This window comes from Desulfurispirillum indicum S5, assembly GCF_000177635.2.
In the GTDB taxonomy this organism is placed as follows: domain Bacteria; phylum Chrysiogenota; class Chrysiogenetes; order Chrysiogenales; family Chrysiogenaceae; genus Desulfurispirillum; species Desulfurispirillum indicum.
Genome location: NC_014836.1, coordinates 2,292,913 through 2,313,557, shown reverse-complemented (window position 1 = coordinate 2,313,557; position 20,645 = coordinate 2,292,913). Strand labels below are relative to the sequence as shown.

The 20,645-nt window shown below is 56.6% G+C and carries 13 protein-coding genes; 7 read left to right on the top strand and 6 right to left on the bottom strand.

The window, feature by feature from the left end:
• The first annotated feature begins 202 nt into the window (after positions 1-202).
• Both SELIN_RS10840 and SELIN_RS10835 read left to right on the top strand, forming a co-directional pair.
• Complete coding sequence (locus SELIN_RS10840; protein WP_013506707.1) at positions 203-1,591, top strand: NfeD family protein; 1,389 nt, start codon at positions 203-205, stop codon at positions 1,589-1,591.
• A 67-nt stretch (positions 1,592-1,658) separates the two neighbouring features.
• Positions 1,659-2,447: a slipin family protein gene (locus tag SELIN_RS10835; protein WP_013506706.1), complete on the top strand. Its 789-nt coding sequence runs from the start codon at positions 1,659-1,661 to the stop codon at positions 2,445-2,447.
• 555 nt (positions 2,448-3,002) lie between these two features.
• On the opposite strand, the gene SELIN_RS14180 is transcribed toward SELIN_RS10835, so the two are convergent.
• Entirely contained in the window at positions 3,003-4,745 is a 1,743-nt protein-coding gene (locus tag SELIN_RS14180; RefSeq protein WP_013506705.1) for a carboxypeptidase-like regulatory domain-containing protein, read from the bottom strand.
• Positions 4,746-4,823: 78 nt separating this feature from the next.
• A complete protein-coding gene (locus SELIN_RS10825; RefSeq protein WP_013506704.1) occupies positions 4,824-6,311 on the bottom strand; it encodes a hypothetical protein in 1,488 nt (495 codons plus the stop codon).
• 914 nt (positions 6,312-7,225) lie between these two features.
• On the opposite strand from SELIN_RS10825, the gene leuB reads away from it, so the two are divergent.
• From leuB to SELIN_RS10800, 4 genes are all read left to right on the top strand, one after another.
• On the top strand, positions 7,226-8,305 hold the full coding sequence (gene leuB, locus SELIN_RS10820; RefSeq protein WP_013506703.1) for a 3-isopropylmalate dehydrogenase: 1,080 nt from the start codon (positions 7,226-7,228) through the stop codon (positions 8,303-8,305).
• A 632-nt stretch (positions 8,306-8,937) separates the two neighbouring features.
• Entirely contained in the window at positions 8,938-9,627 is a 690-nt protein-coding gene (gene cbiR, locus SELIN_RS10810; RefSeq protein WP_013506702.1) for a cobamide remodeling phosphodiesterase CbiR, read from the top strand.
• Positions 9,602-10,117, top strand: coding sequence for a bifunctional adenosylcobinamide kinase/adenosylcobinamide-phosphate guanylyltransferase (locus tag SELIN_RS10805; RefSeq protein ID WP_013506701.1), 516 nt, complete (start codon positions 9,602-9,604; stop codon positions 10,115-10,117). The genes cbiR and SELIN_RS10805 overlap by 26 nt, the downstream gene beginning before the upstream one ends.
• Positions 10,118-10,795: 678 nt before the next feature.
• Entirely contained in the window at positions 10,796-12,010 is a 1,215-nt protein-coding gene (locus tag SELIN_RS10800) for an ISL3 family transposase (protein WP_013505421.1), read from the top strand.
• Between the two features lie 189 nt (positions 12,011-12,199).
• Here SELIN_RS10800 and cobS read toward each other — a convergent pair whose 3' ends face one another.
• The 4 genes from cobS to SELIN_RS10780 form a co-directional block, all read right to left on the bottom strand.
• Positions 12,200-12,916 carry an adenosylcobinamide-GDP ribazoletransferase gene (cobS, locus tag SELIN_RS10795; RefSeq protein WP_013506700.1) on the bottom strand — a complete coding sequence of 239 codons (717 nt, stop codon included), beginning with the start codon at positions 12,914-12,916 and terminating at the stop codon, positions 12,200-12,202.
• A 149-nt stretch (positions 12,917-13,065) separates the two neighbouring features.
• Positions 13,066-14,928 carry a ribosomal protection-like ABC-F family protein gene (gene abc-f, locus SELIN_RS10790; RefSeq protein ID WP_013506699.1) on the bottom strand — a complete coding sequence of 621 codons (1,863 nt, stop codon included), beginning with the start codon at positions 14,926-14,928 and terminating at the stop codon, positions 13,066-13,068.
• A 103-nt stretch (positions 14,929-15,031) separates the two neighbouring features.
• On the bottom strand, positions 15,032-15,787 hold the full coding sequence (locus SELIN_RS10785; protein ID WP_013506698.1) for a tetratricopeptide repeat protein: 756 nt from the start codon (positions 15,785-15,787) through the stop codon (positions 15,032-15,034).
• Positions 15,788-15,828: 41 nt separating this feature from the next.
• On the bottom strand, positions 15,829-16,455 hold the full coding sequence (locus tag SELIN_RS10780; protein ID WP_013506697.1) for a hypothetical protein: 627 nt from the start codon (positions 16,453-16,455) through the stop codon (positions 15,829-15,831).
• Positions 16,456-16,827: 372 nt separating this feature from the next.
• On the opposite strand from SELIN_RS10780, the gene SELIN_RS14175 reads away from it, so the two are divergent.
• Positions 16,828-20,613 (top strand): hybrid sensor histidine kinase/response regulator, encoded by a 3,786-nt coding sequence (locus SELIN_RS14175; RefSeq protein ID WP_049871131.1) that lies wholly within the window; start codon positions 16,828-16,830, stop codon positions 20,611-20,613.
• The last annotated feature ends 32 nt before the right edge of the window (positions 20,614-20,645 follow it).

The following is a 20,645-nucleotide window of genomic DNA, read 5'->3' as shown; positions in this document are numbered from 1 at the left end:
GTTCGCCATCGGGGCTCGCTCGCGGAACACCGGCGCTCCTGCTGGAAACCCCCCCCAGCCTTCCAGGAATCGTCCGGCTTTGATTGCCCCCCGCACGGGTGCCGTGTACAATACTCCCCACGTTTTACTGTATTCCCGCCATGGAGGCAATGGCGAGTCCTTGCACCATTGGCAACCACGTACTCTCAGGAGGAGGCCAGCCATGTCGCTCTACCGCCTGTTCTTCTTTTCCCTGATCCTCTTTGCCGGCCTTGGACTGGGGCTCTTTTCCCAGCTTGCCGCCCAGCCGGAAGCCAGTTCGCCCCGCATTGTGGTCATTGACCTGGAAGGCCCCATCGGCCCGGCAGTTGGTGACTTTGTGAAACGCTCCCTGCAGAAAGCCGCCGATGAACAGGTGGACGCGGCCGTGCTGCGCATGAACACCCCCGGCGGGCTCGACAGTTCCATGCGCGATATCATCCAGGCCATTCTGGACTCCCCCCTTCCTGTTATCAGCTATGTGGCCCCCACCGGTGCCCGCGCCGCCAGTGCCGGCACCTATATCCTTTACGCCAGCCACGTGGCAGCCATGGCTCCCTCAACCAACCTGGGAGCCGCCACGCCCGTACAGATCAGTGGCGGAGGCCCCCTGGGTGGCGCCGGCGATGACGACAAAGAAGGCGAGAAAGCCGCCAGCGAAGACGCCATGGGGCGCAAAATCGTCAATGACGCCGTGGCCTATATACGCGGTCTGGCCGAACTGCATGGCCGCAACGCCGAATGGGCTGAAGAGTCCGTGCGCGAAGGGGCCAGCCTCACCTCGTCGGAAGCCCTGGAGAAAAACGTCATCGACATCATCGCCGAAGACCTGGACAGCCTGCTGTCCACCGTGGATGGCCGCACCGTCAAGGTACTGGGTAAAGAGCACACCATGCATACCGCCGACGCCCAGATTACCCATATCGAAGCCGACTGGCGCACCAAGTTTCTCACCGCCATCACCCACCCCAATGTGGTCTACATCCTGATGCTGATTGGCGTCTACGGTATTATCTTTGAACTGGCCAACCCCGGCTCCTTCGTGCCCGGTATCATCGGCACCATCTCCCTGCTGATCGCCTTCTACGCCTTTCAGGTGCTGCCCGTCAGCTATGTGGGCGTGGCCCTGATCCTCTTTGGCATGGCTCTTATGGTTGCCGAAGCCTTTGTGCCCAGTTTCGGCGTCCTGGGAATCGGCGGGCTGATCGCCTTCGTCTTCGGCTCCATCCTGCTCTTTGACACCGACATCAGCCCCGGCTTTGCCGTTTCCCCCGCCCTCATCGCCGCCTTTGCCATCCTCAGCATTCTGCTGCTGATCTTTGTGCTGGCCATGATCCTGAAAGCCCGCAAACAGAAAGTCGTCAGCGGAGCCGAAGAGATGATCGGCAGCATGGGCACCGTCAAGACCAGCAGCGGCACCACCGGCTACGCCTGGATACACAGCGAGCTGTGGAAAGTGCGCAGCCCGCAGCCCCTGCAGCCCGGCCAGCAGGTGCGAGTCACCGCCATGGATGGACTGACCCTGGAAGTGGAGAGCATGGGCGAGGGAAGCGAAAACAGGGAAGAGCGTTAACCACGAAACACTGACAGCCTGCTAATCATACCTTTGAAAACCTGAACATACTCTTGGAGGAAACACCATGATTTTCGAGTATCTGCTCTATCTCATCATCATCTTCGTCGGTCTTTTTCTGGCCAGTGCCATCCGTATTCTGCGTGAATACGAGCGGGGTGTCATATTCATGCTGGGTCGTTTCTGGAAGGTCAAGGGCCCCGGCCTGATCATCCTGATCCCCGCCATCCAGCAGATGGTCAAGGTGGATCTGCGCATCATCACCATGGACGTGCCCAGCCAGGACGTCATATCCCAGGACAACGTCTCCGTACGGGTAAACGCCGTGCTCTACTTCCGCGTTGTCGACCCTCAGAGGGCCGTCATCCAGGTGGAAAACTACTTCGACGCCACCAGCCAGCTGGCCCAGACCACCCTGCGCTCCGTACTGGGCAAGCACGAGCTGGATGAAATGCTCTCCGAGCGTGACAAGCTCAACAACGACATCCAGGAAATCCTCGACGCCCAGACCGACTCCTGGGGGATCAAGGTCACCAATGTGGAAATCAAACACGTGGACATCAACGAGAGCATGGTGCGGGCCATTGCCCAGCAGGCCGAAGCCGAGCGCGCCCGGCGCGCCAAGGTCATCCACGCCACTGGTGAACTGGAAGCCTCGGAGAAACTGCGCCAGGCCGCCGATGTGCTCTCCGCTAATCCCCAGGCCATCAACCTGCGTTACATGCAGACCCTTACCGACATCGCCGGAGAGAAGAACAGCTCCACCATCGTCTTCCCCCTGCCCATAGACCTCATGAGCGCCTTCACCAAAGTCGCCAACGCCATGGGCGGAACGAAGAATGGCGATAAAGCCTGAGGAACCCTGATACCAGCAGCCCCGGTCACACCGACCGGGGTTTTTTTTTGTGGGTGAACCCTGGCGAGGCACAGGCAGGGGGAAATACAGGTGGAACCGCAAATGAACGCGAATATACGCGAATGAAAAGATGGGGAGAGATCAAAGGCAGCTCCACGCGGAGGCCAACAGAGTGTAAAGCCTGCAGGGAAGTCAAAAACTTTCAACCGCAAATGAACGCGAATATACGCGAATGGGGAGAGAACAAAGGTCGAGTCTCATTCCAAGCCGTCCGGGAAAAGCGTAAGCCGTCGTATAGATGAGACCAGGAGATGGGGAAGAATGATCCGCAGATTGACGCAGATTCACGCAGATGAATACAGAGAAGCCGTGGAAGCAGGTTCTCGCCGGGGCGCAAAGACGCCAGGAAGAAAGTTGACCACAAAATACACGAAAGGCACGAAAAGAGAGGCACAGAAAGCGCTCTTTCATGAAGCTGCTGAAAAGTGTTGAGAGAAAAGGCAGGGGCAGACGCAAAAAAATCCCCCGCCGAGTGGCGGGGGAGAGTGTGAAGACTCAGCGACTGCGTGAAGGAGTTGATCTGATGGCTGATGGGGTGATGCTTTCCCCGAGCAGGGGCGCGGTGCCCTTCTGGCGCACGATGCGCACGTCATCAATCAGCCAGCCTCGGAAGCCATTAAACAGCCCATCGTTGGTGTCGAAGTAGAAGCGCACCTTGATGGTTTTGTTCGCCACATCATTGAGGGGAATATGCTCCTGCCACAACCAGGTCGGTGCCGAGTTAAAGCCGGTATTGCTGAATGGCAGTGGACTGCGATCAATAGTGCCGGTTTCCGGGTCACTGAAGGGATTCAGGCGGGCTATGGATTCCCAGGTGGTGCCATTGTCACGGGAGAGCTGAATGGTCATCAGGTCGAAGCCACTTTCGTTGGGATTGACCGACTCTATTTCCCACCAGGTCTGGAAGGTCAGGCTCACTTCCGTGGCGTTGGCAGGCATAGTGATGGAAGGGGACGTGAGGGCCCCACCATTGGACTCCATTGAAGTGCCTCCGTCGAAACTCCCTTGAGTCGAAGCGGGTTCACCCAGAAAGTTCCCGGTATCAGGGTCTCCGTACCAGTAGGCGCGGCTGCCCTGTGCGGGCACGGGCACTTTCCCCTCAGAGCTGTCGTTGGGGGCCAGCTTTACCAGTTCATTGGTAAACGCCTGGTTTGTGATTGCTGGTGTTGCGGAACGCAGGTTCCAGCGTGGTTGCTGATCGGTTGCGGCCACCAGGTTACAGGTGGAGTCGTAGTGGTGGTCATAGTCGTACTCTTCTTCAGGAAAGAGTTCATCCCAAAGCGCGTCACATTGCGTATCGGTGAGTCCAGTGCAGTCAGGGTAATCGAACTCAAAGTCGGAGTTCTCGTCAAAGTGAGAGTCCGGGTCACAAACCTGCACCAGCCACTGTCCAGCGGTGGTGGAGGTAGTTTCAAAGGTCTCCCGGAATATGGCGGTGGAGGTTGCCGTTGCCAGTTTGAAGTTTACTCCCGTCTTAGCGGTTCCCGAATTTACCTCAAAGTCGAGCTCCTGGGTGGTGTAGCCGGGGGCGCTGACAATCAGGGTGGCGCTTTTCAAAGCCTCTTCCAGGTTCGTGTTGGCATTTATCAGCAGGCTGTACTGCCCGTTGCTGATGGTGAGCGCCGATACAAATACTCCGTTGGTGGCGGCACCACCGGACAGGGCCACCTGGGCTCCAATGATGGCCTTATCCTCTGTATTGGTGACACTTCCCGAGATGGTGGCGATGATCGCGTCCACCTTGGTGTAGTTTTCATCTTCCCCTTTGATCAACGGTGTGGCCGCTTCTATGGCGCTGTTGAAGTTGTCTTCGCCAACCTCAATGGTCATGGTGACAGGGTCGCTTCCGTCGAGCTCAATGGTAAGGGTGTACTCCCCCGGTTCCAGGCCATCGGGAAGAATTATATTGCCATCGTCGTCAGTTGTCGCATTAATCTCACCACTTTGGGCGGCTGACACCGCAGCGCTTCCAGCCACCAGAGGGCTCAGCTTGATGGTCAGGCCAGGGCCCAGGCTCTGGTTGCTGGCATCTTTCAGGGCGATGGTGTTGACCGGGGCTTTTGCCACTACGCCGCCGAGCTGCGCGGTGTTCTCCTCGGTAATCTGCTGATCCTGGGCAGTGGTGTCTGGCGTGCTGCCCCCACCTCCTCCGCCACATCCGGCGCTCAAAAGAAAAAAAATGGTGGCAAGGCCCACAAGGGCGAAACGTATCATCGGCAAGGAATGAGTATTTTTCATGGTGTGTTCTCCAGGAAAAGTCTGACAGGGTCAAAAAATCCCCCGCCAGTGTGGCGGGGGATGAGTGCACGGGGGGTATTAATACCAGCTGTAAATTGAGTCGCGGTTATTCCAAAGCTCCTGGAGCCAGGTGTTGCGCATTTCAGCGGTATTACCACTGCTCGGGTTGCCTGGAATAGCTCCGCTGACGCTGACGCCACCGATTGAAGTTGGCGTGAGGTCAGTAAAGGGAGTGCCATCAGTCAGGTCGAAAGTTCCGAAACGTGCATGGTTGGCGACCAGAGTCTGCCAGTTGCTGGTTCCCTGGTCAACGACGATGAAGGAACCATAACGGCTCAGCATGTAAACATCAATTTTTTCTGTGCCGGAACCACCTGATGGATCGTCTCCTTTTTCTTCCCATGACCAACTCATGTCGCAGCGCAGTCGCAGTACATTTACGTTGTTGGAAGCAGTGTCGGTGAAGTTGCCCATAATGTTGGGTACGCACTCCAGTGAGTTGTCCCAAGTCTCCCAATCATCTTCTCCTGCATCTTCGACGGTAAACTTTGTTCCTGCGGTCAGCTGGATGGGCAGGGGGATTTCATCCTCACCACCAAAGTAGATAACGCCTTTTTCCGAGTCTATGATATAGGTGTCAGCAAAAGTCTCCACCTCAAAACCAGGTGCTGTAAGGGTAGTTCCGTGGTAGTAGCCCCAGCATTCGTCAGTTTCCTGCAGAACTCCGGCAAAGAATCCACCGCACTCTTCAGTGTCAGAGCCATACCCAGTCGCAGACCAGGTGTCTTTCCAGTACTCGTAGAACAGGGCGTTTACCTGACGGAGGTTATTACTTTCATTTCTGTAGACAAGGCTGAAATTACGTTCAACTCCTGCGTAAGAGTACGTGACGGTGACGCCTTCCCATACCTCTGTACCTGACTCCTTCCATTCGTCGTACCCCGTTGTCCAGGTACCAGCCCTTGGCAGGAAGTCAGTAAAGGCAATATGCTGAACTTTGGTGGGGTCAGCCTGAAGTTTGTTGGTGTCAATGCCGGTGGCGGGATCAAAAGCGTCCTGGAGTTTTTCAGGGGCTGCTGCTACTGTTAATCGATCTTGAGAGGCTGTTGCTACGCTCACAGTGCCAGCGTCATCAACTTCAAACTCAACTTCATCGGTGTTTGCGCTCAAGGTAAAAGAGCCCAGCCCTTCTCCTGAAAGCAGGGCACCGAGGAAGCTCATGGTGCCAAGATCAAGAATCATCAGGCTGTTGGGCTTGTCCTTTGACACCATTATGGAGTAGTCACCTGTTGTGACTATGGCTGTAGACGTATTCCCATCCTGATCGACGGCAATCAGCAGGATAGGTGCGTCAAGTGCCGCCGGAGAAAGGCTCGATCCGCCTACTGTTTGCTTGGTCACCAGACCGCTCAATTGAACCTGAGGAACAGCTTCTACCGTTGGTGTTCCGCCTCCTCCACCGCCACTACTGCTACTGCTTCCCCCGCAGCCAACCATGAACAGTGCTACTGCCAGCACGGAAAAACAGGTAAGTATCCATTTTTTCAATGAAACCTGGGTGTCCATGACTCTCCTCCATTTGTTTTGTGTGAAAATATAATGACGTTATTGCCATGGCTTCGAATGTACGCTTTGAGAGTAGGGAATTCAACATGAAAGTCACAATTTGCGGGTTAAGGAAATGTAATGGGCCCTCTGGCGACGTGAAACCGCGTTTCAAGGGAGTTTCAGCCAGTGAAAGCTCTTGGCGGTGGTGTTGGTAATCGTATACGATCTTTGGTTGAAGTTTGCGGTTGGCACGGGCATAATGCGGGGAGAGTAGAGAGTAGAGAGTAGAGAGTAGAGAGTAGAGAGTAGAGAGTAGAGAGTAGAGAGTAGAGAGTAGAGAGTAGAGAGTAGAGAGTAGAGAGTAGAGAGTAGAGAGTAGAGAGTAGAGAGTAGAGAGTAGAGAGTAGAGAGTAGAGAGTAGAGAGTAGGCAAGCTGCTGAAAAACCCTCATCTGCTGCGTTGCCCGCAGTCGCGCGTCACTGCAACGTACGGAAAGTACGCTTCATTCCGCGCTCAGTGAGCGCAGCAACGGGCAAGAGACGGCTGTTTTTTACTCTTCAAATCTGCGGTAATCCGTGTAATCTGTGGATGGAAAAAGAAGTTGTCCACTTTCGCTGATTTTTGCAGATAAAGGCGAAAGGCTGCGGGGAGAATATAACCGCAAATGGACGCCAATAAACGCAAATGGGATAACCTGGGCTTTTCAGACAGAAAGGCCGTTTCTCTCGCAGAGGCGCAGGGAAAAAGGGCAGTCAGATACATTTCCCCCCTTGTCTTTTCTCCGCGTGATCCTGCGCTTCGGGTGAGCAAAGCGAACGGGCGAGAGTCATTGCCTTTCTTTGTGCCTTGGTGAACTTTGTGTGAGCAGATGTTTTTCTGCCTTTCTGTGTATGATTTTTTCTGGATATATCTTTATTGAAAAGGAGTTTTGCATGGCTGCAGTGAAGAAGATTGCCGTTCTGCCCGGCGATGGTATTGGTCCCGAAGTTATGGATGTGGCGGTAAAGGTGCTGGACAAGGTGGCTGCCAAATACGGGGTGAGTTTTGAGAAGGAGTTCGCCGATGTGGGTGGTATCGCCATCGATAACCACGGCACGCCCCTGCCTGAGAGTACCCTGAGCCTGTGCAAGGCTTCCGATGCCATCCTGTTTGGTTCCGTGGGCGGGCCCAAGTGGGAGTCGCTGCCCCCCGAACAGCAGCCGGAGCGCGGCGCTCTGCTGCCCCTGCGCAAGATCTTCGGCCTCTACGCCAACCTGCGTCCGGCCATTATCTTTCCAGCCCTGACTGGCGCTTCCACCCTGAAGGAAGAGTGCATCAGCGGTGGGCTGGACATTCTCATCGTGCGCGAGCTGACCGGCGGGATCTATTTTGGTCAGCCCAAGGGCCGCGAGGATAAGCCCGAGCGCAAGGCGTTTGATACCCTGGTGTACAGCGAGTCGGAAATTGCCCGCATCGCCCGCGTGGCTTTTGAAGCCGCCATGAAGCGCAATAAGAAACTCTGTTCCATCGACAAGGCCAATGTCCTGACCACGTCGGTGCTGTGGCGCGAAGTGGTGCTGGAAGTGGCCAAGGATTATCCACAGGTAGAGCTGAGCCACATGTATGTGGACAACGCCGCCATGCAGCTGGTGCGCAATCCCAAGCAGTTTGACGTGATTCTGGCCGACAACATGTTCGGCGATATCCTCAGCGACGAAGCCGCCATGCTGACTGGCTCCCTGGGCATGCTGCCCTCGGCTTCCATCGCCGAATCGGCTTTCGGCCTCTATGAGCCCTCCGGCGGCTCCGCGCCCGACATCGCGGGCCAGGGCATCGCCAACCCCATTGCCCAGATTCTCTCCGCCGCCATGATGCTGAAGTTCTCCTTCGGCATGATTGAAGCTTCCGACGATATCGAGGCCGCCGTGCGCAAGACCCTGGATCAGAACTTCCGCACCGGAGACATCTTCTCCGAGGGCATGACACGGGTGAATACAGTACAGATGGGCGAAAAGATCATCGCCAACCTGTAACTCAACTTTCGCACCTTGTTGTCTTGAGTTAAGCTGTTATTCTACTGGCGTTTATCTCGCGGAAACCGTATTGATTTTGAATGCTTGACTTATCTGGTATTCCACTTTTCGTTTTCCGGGTATTGTCCTTTTTGACCGCGCAAAAAGGACACAAAAACGCGCCCCCCGAACGCCCGTACTTCCGGCTCATTGCTCGCCTGTTCTGGAGATCCGGCAGCAGGCTGCTCAAAGAGGCCCATCTGCTGCGTTGCCGGTCATCGCTCGTCACTGCGACGTACAGGGAGTACGCCTCCCTCCTCGCTTTGCCCGCGCCTTGCACCTGGGCCTCTTTGCGTTGCCTGACCCCTGCCTCCCTGCAGTGCTGCCGGACCACTCACTTCCTGTGAGTGTCCCGTTCGGGTCTTGCCAGCCAGGCGTCGCACTTACCGGACGGGCTCAGGGGGGAACGGCCTGCTTCTGTCTTTCCCCCGTGTGCTGGCCCAGTCAGGACGCGCCGACTGTCAGGCTGCTGAAAAGCCCTCATCTGCGGCGTTGCTCACAAGTGCTCGTCATTGCGACGTACAGGAAATACGCCTCACTTCTCACCTTGCTTGCGTGGGACTTGTCTTCATAACTGCATTCCGGGGAGGATCATGTTTCGTCTGGCTACTCCTTCTTTTGTCTATCCCACGGGCCGCTGCTGTAATGCCTTGCATCTTGCGGGGATGGTGGACGAGGTGGAGCTGTTGTACTGTGAGCACGGTGAGCTGATTGATCCCTGGGAGATCGAGGTGCTGCGCCGTCTGCCCGTCGACTATCACATTCACCTGCCCATGGATCTTGAGCTGGACAGCCCGGCGGCCTGGCGGCGCATGCACGCCATGGCTGATATGCTGGAGGTTCTGAGCCCGACGACCTACACGCTGCATCCCGCCGCTGGCCCGGAATTTCTGGCCGGGGTGCGTGATTTTGCGTCGCGCTTTCCGGGGCGGGTCAGCGTGGAGAATGTCAATGGCGATCTGGAGGTTTTCCGGCAGCTGGAGCACGATGATCACCTGTGTTACTGCCTGGATGTGGGGCACGCGGTGCTCTTTGGCACTTCGGTGGGGGGCTTTCTGGAGCGTTGGGGCCACAAGGTCAGCCACTTTCACCTGCACGGTGTGGACGGGGATCGTGACCACCGGGAGCTGCGCCACCTGGATGAGGCGGTGCTGGCGACGGTGGTGGACTTCGCGCGCCGCCACCGGCGGGTCATCAGTGTGGAAGTCTTTGGCATGGAGCCTTTTGTAAACTCACTGCAACACTTAAGGAATTTCTGTGAGCAGAACCATAACCCTGATTAGCGGCGGCGTGGGCAGTGGCAAGACATCCCATGCCCTCGCCCTGGCGGCTCCTGCTGCCCGCAAGGCGTATATTGCCACGGCACCGCGCAACCTGGATGGCGAGATGGATGCCAAAATCCTGCGCCATCAGGCGGAGCGCGACGAAACATACTTTACCATCGAGGAGCCCCTTGACCTGGCAGCAGCCTGTCGTCAGGCCAGAGTGGATGGGGCAACGCTGATCATCATCGACTGCCTGACCCTGTGGGTCAGCAATATTATTTTTCGTGAGGAAAATGGCGAAGCGCGGCTGGCAGATCTGCTGGAAGAACTTGGCAGGCTGCAGACTGACCTGGTGATCGTCACCAACGAAGTCAATCTGGGAGTGATCCCCGCCGATGCCACCACCCGCCGCTACTGCGCGCTGCTGGCACGCGTCAATCGCCGGGTCGCCGAAGCGGCAGACCAGGTACTCTTTATGGTCAGCGGCATTGCCATGGGGGTGAAATAGGGAAGCGCTGAGCGCTTGCCGGCTGTTGATTCTGTGTCGTCCTGCGCGCGGCGTAAAATGTTAAATAATTACTCAACTTTCGCACCTTGTTGCCTTGGGTTAAGCTGTTATTATACTGCCGTTTATCTCGGGAAGCCGTATTGATTTTGAATGCTTGACTTATCTGGTATTCCATTTTTTGTCTCCGGATACTGTCCTTTTTGACCGCGCAAAAAGAACGAAAAACGCGCCCCCCGAACGCCCGTTTTTCCGGATCGTTAGCTCGCCTGTTCTGGAGATCCGGCAGACACTGCCTCCCTGCAGTGCTGCCGGACCACTCACTTCCTGTGAGTGTCCCTTCGGGTCTTGCCAGCCAGGCGTCGCACTCACCGGACGGGCTCAGGGGGGAACGGCCTGCTTCTGCCTCTCCCCCGTGTGCTGTCCCAGCCAGGACGCGAAGACTGGAACGCTATGGACCCGCAGGGTTGCCGCCACGAGGGCGGCAACCGCAAACCAAAAGCCATGGAGGGCGGTTGTTTGCGGTCCCCAGTTCCAGGCAAGCGAACGGCTGAAAAGGACAGCACTGGGGGTCGCTTCCCAGCCACTTTTGGGCTCTTCCGTATTGAGGATACATTGACAAAAAAGTGAGCATGGTGCCACTTATCGGGATTACAACCAAATAATTCCGGGAGAAGCACCATGCTCACCAGTGTTCTTTACCATGCCTACGGCCTTGCTGGCTACGATTACATCCGCACAGAGTATTGCGGCAATACCATCAATTTCCATGTCCGGCCCCGTAAAAAGCTGATTCGCTGCCCTGCGTGCCTTGGCCGTTCTGTCATATTACGCGGCAGTAGCATTCGTCGGTTACGAGGTTTGCCTTTGGGGATCAAGTCCACTTGGTTGCACGTCCACGTTCCACGCATCCAGTGCCTTCAGTGCGGTAGTGTCAGGCGGGTGAGTCTGAAAATAGCCTCTCCACGGTGTTCCTACACCCATGCATTTGCTCGGTATGTGGTCTCCCTTGCCCAAGCTATGACCCTCATTGATGTAGCACGGCTTCTTGGTATAGGCTGGGACCTGGTCAAGTCCATTTTCAAGCAGTATCTGCATCATCACTACAGTAGCCCTTCACTTGCTGGGCTTGAGTATATCGCCATTGATGAGAAATACACAGGACGCAAACATGGCTTCATTACTCTCGTCATTGACCTTGGTTCAGCCAGGGTCGTATACGTTGGAGCAGGCAAACAGGCAGAAGCGCTTGATGGTTTCTGGAAACGCCTTGGTCGTCGCAAGTCATCTATCAAAGCCGTTGCTGCTGACATGAGTCCGGCTTACCGGTCGGCAGTGCTCGAACACCTTCCATCTGCTGCGTTGGTGTTTGATCGTTTCCATGTCGTCAAGCTTATGAATGAACGCCTTACCGATATTCGCCGCGAGCTGTACCATGAGCTCACAAGTCAGCATGACAAGAGCATTCTCAAAGGCACTCGCTGGATGCTTCTCAAAAATCCGCAGAGCATTGGCGAGCAAACCAGTGATCATGAACGCCTTGAACTTGCCCTGCAGGCCAATCGACCATTGGCGGTTGCCTATTACATGAAAGAAGATCTCCGCCAGATATGGCAACAAACTGACAAGGTAACTGCCACGGTATTCCTCGATGACTGGATCAACAGGGCTCAAGCATCAGCTATCAAAGGATTGAAGAAAATGGCCAAAACGCTGGAGAAGCACCGAGAGGGAATCCTGAACTGGTATGATCACCCCATATCAACAGGACCACTTGAGGGGATCAACAACAAAATTGATACCCTCAAAAGGCAAGCCTATGGATACAGAGATATGGAATTCTTCGAGCTCAGAATAAAGGCCCTCCATAATTCAAAGTACGCTTTAACCGGATGAACCCACTTTTGGCGATTCAAAAGTGGCAAGGAAAACTCCTGGCCAATGGGGCGTAATGCCAAGCATGCAGTCTGTGCAGAACCATTTCGGCCATTCCAATATGGCATCAGTGTCGACGCCGACAATGCTGTTTCAGGCGCGAACATAAGCCACGTGCTTCCAGCGTTCAGCGAGTACCTTGCGCCCGTATCACAGGGGTGTCCCCTGTCCCGACAGGATCACCACGGCTGCCACAAAAAGCACCAGCTCGCATGTTTCACACAGGGCTCCCAGCATATCTCCGGTGAATCCACCGATCATGCGGCGGTACCACCAGAGTACCAGCGCCACAAACACCACGAATACTGCCAGGAGTGCCAGGGTGATCTGATACCCTGCCCCCAGGAGGACAGACAGGGCCAGGAACTGCACCAGCAGCCAGGGTGTCCGTTTTCCGTAAAATGAGCTTGCCAGTCCTTCCCCGCGGGCATAGGGCAGCAGGTGCATGGCAACTACCATGGACAGGCGCGCCAGTACGGGTACTGCAACCAGAATCCACAGGTTCTCCAGGTGCATGAAGGCGTAGAGCTTTCCTCCCAGCACCAGCACAACTGCTACCACTCCCATGGTGCCCACATGCACATCCCGCATGATTTCCAGTTTGCGTTGGCGGTCGCGATGGGAGAAGAGGGCATCGGCGCTGTCGGCCAGGCCATCCAGGTGCAGCGCCCCGGTGATCACCACCAGGTAGAGCACCATCAGCAGGGGGGCGATTGATGCCGGAGCCAGCCAGTGTACCAGTGCCAGGCCACAGCCAATCAGCAGTCCCACCCAGCCGAATGAGCGCACCGACGCTGATCCATCAAAGGAGCTTCCCGGGATACGTATGATTGTCAGAAAACCAAGGGCACTGAGGAAACCCTTCATCCTTTTCTCCTTTTGCAGGCTGCTGAAAAACCCTCATCTGCGGCGTTGCTCACCAGTGCTCGTCGTTGCGACGTACAGGAAGTACGCCTCACTCCTTTGCTTGCGCCTTGCACCTGGGCATTTTTCAATTGCCTGCGCGTTGGCGGCTCCTATACCTGGTGCAGGGACTCCCACTGGGCCATCTTCTCTTCCAGGGCTGCTTTGGCGCTTTCCCGTTCTTCGGAAAGGGTGCCGAGGCGCTGGAAGTCGCTGGCGCAGTTTTCAATTTTCTCTTCCAGCCGGGCTATGCGCTCTTCCAGCTCCGCGATTTCCTCTTCCACACTGGCGACTTTGTAGCGATCCACTTTTTTGGTTTTGCGGCCGGGCTCTTCGCTGGGTGTGGTTGCTGGTGTACTGTCGGTGGGTGAGCCTTTCAGGTGGTCCTGGTACTCCTGGTAGCTTCCCCGGAATATCTCCAGCTTGCCCTGATTGATGATAAAGAGGCGGGTGCAGACGTTTTCCAGAAAATAGCGATCGTGGGAGACGGCCAGCACGGTGCCGGGGAATTCGCGTATGCCTTCAATGACGGCTTCGATGCCTTCTATGTCCATGTGGTTGGTGGGCTCGTCCAGGATGAGCAGGTTGCCGCAGTCCATTTCCAGGCAGGCAAAGCTCAGGCGTGAGAGTTCGCCGCCGCTGAGGACGCCCACGTGCTTGAAGTGCTCTTCGCCCCGGAACTGGTATTTGGCCAGCAGGGTGCGCAGCTCCTGGTCGGTGGCCAGGGGGCGGATCTCCCGCAGCTGCTGAATGAGGTTGAGCTGGGGGTTGAGTTCGCGGTGTTCCTGGGAGAAGTAGCTGATGCGCACCAGGTTGCCCAGGTGAATGGTGGCGCTGTCGGCTTCTTCGGCTCCGGCCAGGATGCGCAGCAGGGTGGATTTGCCACTGCCATTTGGCCCGATGATGCCGATGCGTTCGCCGTTGTCCACCTCCAGGTCGATGCCGCGCAGGATGGGGGTGGTGCCGTAGGTTTTGGTAATGTGGCTGGCTTTGAGCACGGTCTGGGCACTGGGGAGGTATTCCGGGGTGAAGCGGGTGCTGAAGCTCTTTTTCTGGTCGATTTCCACGTCATCGTGGGCGTTTTGCAGGCGTTCCAGCTGCTTCTGGCGGCTTTGGGCCTGGGTGTGGTTGCGCCAGGACTTGAGTCGGCGGATCAGCTCCTCTTCCTTGCGCACTTTCTCTTCATAGGCCTGCTGATTGCGCTGGATATCCTTGTAGCGCACTTCCCGCTGCTCCAGGTAGTGCTGGTAGCTGCCGCTGTAGCTGTAGAGGTTGCCGCCGTCCAGCTCCACAATGCGGGTGGCGATGTTTTCCATGAGTTTGCGGTCGTGGGAGACGATGAGCAGGGTTTTAGGGTACTGGCGCAGGAACTGTTCCAGCCACTGGATGTTGCGGATGTCCAGGTGGTTGGTGGGCTCGTCCAGAATCATGATGTCCGGTGACTGGGCGATGAGGCGGGCCAGGGCCAGGCGGTTCTTCTGTCCGCCCGAGAGGGTCTGGGGATCGCGCTGGAAGTCGTCGTTGCCAAATCCCATGCCGTGGAGGACGCTGCGGGTGACGGCGTCGACGCGGTAGCCGCCGTAGGTGTTAAAGGTGTGCTGCAGCTGATCCATCTGCTCCAGCAGCCGGATCATCAGTGCTTCATCATTATAGACTTCCGGACGGGAGATGCGCTCCTGCAGCGCGGTCAGTTCCTCTTCCTTTTCCAGCAGCCAGGCGAAGGCGTTCTGCACGGTGGCGTAGACGGTTGGGCCGAAGTTTTCCAGGCGCTGGTCAAGGTAGCCGATGCTGCCTCCTGCGCGGACGGAGCCGCTATCGGGCAGTGTCTGGCCGGTGATGATTTTGAGGAGGGTGGTCTTGCCGGAGCCGTTGATACCCACCAGGAAGGCTTTGTCGCCGGGGTGAATGCGCACATTGCACTGGTGGAAGAGGTCGCGGTTGCCCAGAAACTTTTCCAGTTCCTGTATTTCAAGCATGGTTTCTTCTCTTTCGCAGGTTGAGTTTTCGTGCTACGGAAACAAGCCACAAGGGATCTCCCTTGTGGCTTGCGGGGTTTGTGCAAAGAGGTGGGCAGGATGCTCAGTTTTCCCGCTTTACCATGCGCTGGGCGGCGCGCAGCTGAGCGGCTGAGGGTCTGCCCTGGAAGCCCTTCTGGTGGCGGGTCATGGCGGGGCCGGTGGGCAGCTCCAGCATGAACTGGTACCAGTTTTCGCCAAAGGCTTTCATCTTCATCTTTCTGCCGTTCTGCAGGGCGGCGAGGTTCTGTTCCAGCGCCTCCGATGTGGGGTTCTTCTTATTGCCTTTGCTCAGGATTTCGATAGCCGCTTCCCGTTCGCCGATTTCCACGAGGCACCAGGCATAGACGGCCCAGATGATGGGGTGCTTGGGGTTGCTCTTCACGGCTCTGTTGAAGACGTTCTTCATGGCAGTGTAGTTTTTTTCCCGGAAGTAGATGACCGCCAGCATGGCCACGCCGATCCAGTGGCGGGGAATGCCCTTGTTGAGGTACTCCTTGGCCTTTTCATATTCCTTCTGCAGGTAGTAGATGACGCCGATCTGGCTGTTCATCTGCTTGTCCAGATGGAGCTGCCAGTTCTTGAGGCGTTTGCCGTCCTCAAGAATGCGGATGGCGCGGGCGTAGTTGCCTTTCTGCAGGGCTTTTTGCGACTCTTCAAAGGGCTTTGTAAGGAAGGTCATGAATTTCTTGCCGAGGAAATACATGATGATGGCGGTGATGACTATGGAGAGAATAGAGGCCAGCCACAGGGGCATGAAAAAGTTCAATCCGGCTCCGATGGCAAGCCAACAGATGATCATGATAGCAATTGTGTACATAGTGTTACCGTATCCTGAGGTTTATAAGGTCGTTCCCGTGTCTACGGGTTGAGGTCATCAATGTAGATTATGCCCTTTGTTTCTGGCAGCTTCTCGTCACTGGCGCTGCTCTGGCCACCACTGCGGGGTGTCGGGGATGCGGGTTCCGCACTGCGGGCGGGGGGGCGTGGTGGTGTGGCCGCGTTGCTGCTCCTGGGGTTCAGCGACGAGTAGCGTATGCTCACCGATGAGCCACCGAATCTGGTGGTAATGGTGATCAGCGCCATGGCGCCATCCTTGTAGTAAAGCTTGTTTATCTGGTTAGCCGAGATGGAGGTTGAGTCCAGGGTCCAGCCGTTGCGGGGCATTTCCCGGCGGTAAATGGCCACGACGGATTCAGAGGCGATGCGCCCGTCGTAGGTGCGTCCGGCGAGGATCATGCCGTTTTTGGTTTCGAAAAGGTAGGTCTGGTCCTCCGCCAGGCGGTAGTCGGCGGGAACAGGGATATCCCGCAGGAAGGTGTCGCTGACAATAATGGGCGCGGTGGCTGTCTGGGTGGGGGTGCGGTCGTGGGTGCCGCTGCCCGTGGCTGAAGAGCGGCTGCTGCCCGAGGTGGCAGTGCAGCCCGCCATGATGAATGTGACCGTGAGGAGGCCGGCAATGGCTCCGGTGCGCAGCTGGCGTAGCATATGTTTCCTTTGTGCGGTTGAGGTGTGTTGTCATTTTTTTCAACCCTTACTTGTACCATGGAATAATGTCAGGGGCAAGATATCCACGCCGGCGCAGGATGGAATCCCGCAGGCCTTTGGCGCTGATTTTCTGGCTGCGGGGATTCTTTCCTTTCACGTGCCGAGGCGAAAGGAAAAACCGGGAGTGCCTGCTGCCTTTGGCGGCAGGTTCTGTGATTTCTGAGACATATCCGAGACAAACTGGCCTTTTCCATTGACTCGCTTTCAAGGCTTTCCGTAGAATGTATTATTTTGGTTGTTGCAATGGGTAAAACCTATCATTTTTGACATTACACAACGGGATACAGTGAAAGTCAGGGTATTCGGTACATTATGGATGTTTTTCCACGCTCTTCCATGCCTCTGAAACAGCAGGTCTGGGTGGCGCTGCAGCACCTGGCGGTGTTCGCGGCGCTTGTTATTCTGATTCTGCTTTCCACCACGCATTTTCGCGAAACCCGCGTGAATGATTATCTGCGCTTGAAGAGTGAACACCTGCATCAGAGCTATCTGGCGGTATATCAGCATTTTCAGCAGCTTGGCAGTGCCATGGTTCTCTCCATGGGCACCGATGAAAAACTGCAGCGTCTCCTTGCGGATGAGCGCACAGCGCAGCAGGGCGATGCATTGGCCACTCTGCTTGATTCTCGCCTGAAACAGCTGCGTGCCGAGGGCTTTTCGGCGCTTCACTTTGTGGATGCCAGCCGCCAGCCACTGTATTCGTTCCGTTTACGGTCTTCAGGGCCGTTTCAGGTGATGGTGGGGGACGATTCGGCTGGTGAGGTGAGGGCTGTGCCGGGTGCACTGCTGATCTTTTTCGGCGCCCGGGACGCTTCTGCGCCAGCGATTATGCTGGAGCTCCCCCTGGAGAGCGTTTCACGGGGGATGGAGAGTTTCTATCGCGGTTCTTTTGCCTTTACTCCGCCTCTGGCCGAGGTGCATGAGGTGTCGGAGACGGCTCTGTGTCAGACGCTGCCCCCCGAGGCAAGCGCGATTACGGGAAAACGGAAAATGCGGGATTTTCTGCGCAGTATTGAGAGGCAGATGGGCAACCAGCGACCTTTTGCCACCAGTGTTCGCTTTGGGCAGAAACGCTATACCTATACCTTTTTGCCAGTTCATCTGGCGCAATCTCCGGACTTTCTCTTCCACTATGAAGACGATGTCTACGTTATGGAGTACTACCACAACTATTACCTGCTGGTGTTCCTCTTTACGCTGATCGCGTTTACGGTGGTGCTGGCCAATTTCAGCCGGGTGCGCTCCCTCTACACCCTGCGACAGCAGCGTGATGAGCTGGCGCGTGTCGGGGGGCTGCTGAAGGGCACGACTGACAGTATGGTGGAGGGGTTGCTGATGATAGATGGCAGTCGTCGTATCACCTACTGCAACCGCGCGGCGACTCTGCTTCTGCATGCGACGGAGCAGGAGTTGCTGGGCAGAACCCCCGATGCCTTTTTCTTTCACGCATCCTCTCCGTGGGAGGTGCCCCAGGAGATTTTCTGTGTGGCTGACGCCGTGAGCGACGAGAGCATGGGAACCGAGTGCGAAGCGCTGGTGATCTCCGATGGTGGGCAGCGGCGCTATGTCTCCTATATTACGACACCCCTGCAGGATGGTGCGGGTATCAGTGGCGGCCATGTCATGGTCTTTCGCGATATCAGCCAGCAAAAAGATGATCAGGAGCGCATTCGCCTGCTGACAGAGGCATTCGTGCAGACGGACAGCATGATTCTGATTACCAACCATCGGGGCATCATCGAGTACGCCAATCAGGCGTTTTTTGCCCAGACGGGATATGACCGCGAAGAGGTTATCGGCAAGTCGCCACGCTTCCCCAGTCCCAGTGTGGAGTCGGAGATCTGGAGCGTGATCAGCGCTGGTCAGACCTGGCGTGGCGAGATGGAGAGTCGCAAGAAAAACGGCGAGAGTTACTGGACATCCATGTCAGTGACTCCCATCAAGGACACCCATGGGCATGTGACCCACTACGTGACCGTGGAAGAGGATATGACCGAGCGCAAGGCCATGGAGGACGCGCTGCGCGAGGCCAAGAATGTGGCCGAAGAGGCCAGCCGCGCCAAGAGTATTTTCCTGGCCAACATGAGCCACGAAATCCGCACCCCCATGAACGGGATACTGGGTATGACGGAACTGGCGCTGCAGACCGAACTTTCCACAACCCAGCGGCGCTACCTCACTATCGCCCACAATTCGGCGAAGTCATTGCTGGTGATTATCAACGACGTGCTGGACTTCTCGAAGGTGGAGGCTGGCGAAATCCGGCTTGAGCAGACCAGTTTCGATCCTGTTGAGACCGTGGAAAACGTCATGCAGTCCATTGCCTACAGCGCCTACAGCAAGGGCATTGAGCTGATGAACCACATCGACCATCGCCTGTCGCACTACCTGGTGGGCGATCCCACCCGGCTGCAGCAGATTCTCAATAACCTGCTGGGCAACGCGGTGAAATTTACCGATACCGGCCACGTGCTGCTGGATGTGGAGGTGCAGGGGGAATCTGATAGTGAGGCGCATCTGCATTTCCGGGTCATTGACACGGGAATTGGTATTCCCGCCAATAAGATCGACAGTATTTTCGAAAGCTTCTCCCAGGTGGAGGCCTCGGATAGACGCAAATTTGGTGGCACCGGGCTGGGGCTGGCCATTACCCGGAAGCTGGTGCACCTGATGAATGGGCGCATCTGGGTGGAAAGTCATATGGGAGAAGGCAGCACCTTCCACTTTGTCATCCCCTTCCGCAAAGGCGACAGGCTGCCCGATATTCCCTTTGATATCTCTGCCGAGCAGGCGGCCAGGACGCGTATTCTGGTTGCCGACGACAGCGAGATCAATCGCCGCATCCTGGTGGAGATACTGGAACGTCGCCAGCTGGGGGTCGTCGAAGCCATCGATGGTGATGACGCGCGTCAGAAGCTGCAACAGGCCATGGATGAGGGGCGACCCTTTGATATGCTCATTCTGGATCATTTCATGCCCGGCATTCGTGGGGTGGATCTGGCCAGGGAGCTGCATCAGCATAAAGGGCATCGCAATCTCCCCATTCTCCTGCTGCCTTCATCCATGGACAGCGATGATCTGGTACGCATGGACAATTGTGGCATGTGTTTTCACCTGCCCAAGCCCATTCGTTACCGGCAGCTGCTGCAGGCGGTCAACACCTGCCTGGACAAGCAGGGCAAGCCGGGGCGCAGATCAGCAGCATCGGCCTCACGAGCCCTGGATGGCCAACTGCTGCTGCCGCTGAATCTGCTGGTGGTGGAGGACAATCCCATTAACCGTGAGCTGGCGGTGACCATACTGCGCCAGCAGGGCCACCGCGTGGTTGAGGCGGAAAATGGCTCCGAAGGCCTCAGGCGCATGACCCAGGAAAAATTTGACCTTGTCTTTATGGATATACAGATGCCGGTCATGGATGGCCTGACAGCGGTAAAGATTCTGCGCTCCTGCGAAAAGGGCATCGGCATGCCGGTGGAAGAGTATGGTGATGTGAGCGTTCCCCTGTGCAGTGCTGTAGCGGGAACCTATACTCCCGTTATCGCCCTGACGGCCCATGCGATAACCGGTGAACGGGAAAAGGGGCTGGCCGCAGGAATGGATGAGTATCTGACCAAGCCTTTCCAGGCGCGGGAGATTGTCGATATCCTCTGGCGCTTTGCTCCCGAAGAATGTCGGCAGTCAGCCGAATCCGGACAGCCGGAGGGCTGGCATGCTCGCAGTGAAAGCAGCATGTCCATTCCCCATGGCGCCACTGCCATCAATATGGAGCAGGTCAAGCGCCACCTGATGGAAACCTATTTGATTCCTGAGGAGAAAATCGATAACCTGCTGGCCATTACGGTGCGCTCTTTTACGACGCAGCTCGCTGCGTTGAAAGAAGCTTGCCGGGAGCAGGACAAGGACCGGATATCCACGGCAGCCCACACCATCAAAGGGGCGCTGCTGAATATCGGCCAGCGTCAGTGGGCTGAGGTGGCGGCCAGCATTGAGCGCCACAAGCCACGTGACATGGATGAGGGTCGCGTACTGGGCTGGATTGAGCAGCTGGAGACGGGCCTGAGTCGCATCGTGGAAAAAGGCACCCACGACGATCGCTGACCCTTGCCTTTGCCGAAGCCATGCTGGTAACG

Excerpts from the sequence above, each read along its gene's own strand:
- SELIN_RS10840 (WP_013506707.1), top strand. The coding sequence starts at position 203 with ATGTCGCTCTACCGCCTGTTCTTCTTTTCCCTGATCCTCTTTGCCGGC.
- SELIN_RS10835 (WP_013506706.1), top strand. The coding sequence starts at position 1,659 with ATGATTTTCGAGTATCTGCTCTATCTCATCATCATCTTCGTCGGTCTT.
- SELIN_RS14180 (WP_013506705.1), bottom strand. The coding sequence starts at position 4,745 with ATGAAAAATACTCATTCCTTGCCGATGATACGTTTCGCCCTTGTGGGC.
- SELIN_RS10825 (WP_013506704.1), bottom strand. The coding sequence starts at position 6,311 with ATGGACACCCAGGTTTCATTGAAAAAATGGATACTTACCTGTTTTTCC.
- leuB (WP_013506703.1), top strand. The coding sequence starts at position 7,226 with ATGGCTGCAGTGAAGAAGATTGCCGTTCTGCCCGGCGATGGTATTGGT.
- cbiR (WP_013506702.1), top strand. The coding sequence starts at position 8,938 with ATGTTTCGTCTGGCTACTCCTTCTTTTGTCTATCCCACGGGCCGCTGC.
- SELIN_RS10800 (WP_013505421.1), top strand. The coding sequence starts at position 10,796 with ATGCTCACCAGTGTTCTTTACCATGCCTACGGCCTTGCTGGCTACGAT.
- cobS (WP_013506700.1), bottom strand. The coding sequence starts at position 12,916 with ATGAAGGGTTTCCTCAGTGCCCTTGGTTTTCTGACAATCATACGTATC.
- abc-f (WP_013506699.1), bottom strand. The coding sequence starts at position 14,928 with ATGCTTGAAATACAGGAACTGGAAAAGTTTCTGGGCAACCGCGACCTC.
- SELIN_RS10785 (WP_013506698.1), bottom strand. The coding sequence starts at position 15,787 with ATGTACACAATTGCTATCATGATCATCTGTTGGCTTGCCATCGGAGCC.
- SELIN_RS10780 (WP_013506697.1), bottom strand. The coding sequence starts at position 16,455 with ATGCTACGCCAGCTGCGCACCGGAGCCATTGCCGGCCTCCTCACGGTC.
- SELIN_RS14175 (WP_049871131.1), top strand. The coding sequence starts at position 16,828 with ATGGATGTTTTTCCACGCTCTTCCATGCCTCTGAAACAGCAGGTCTGG.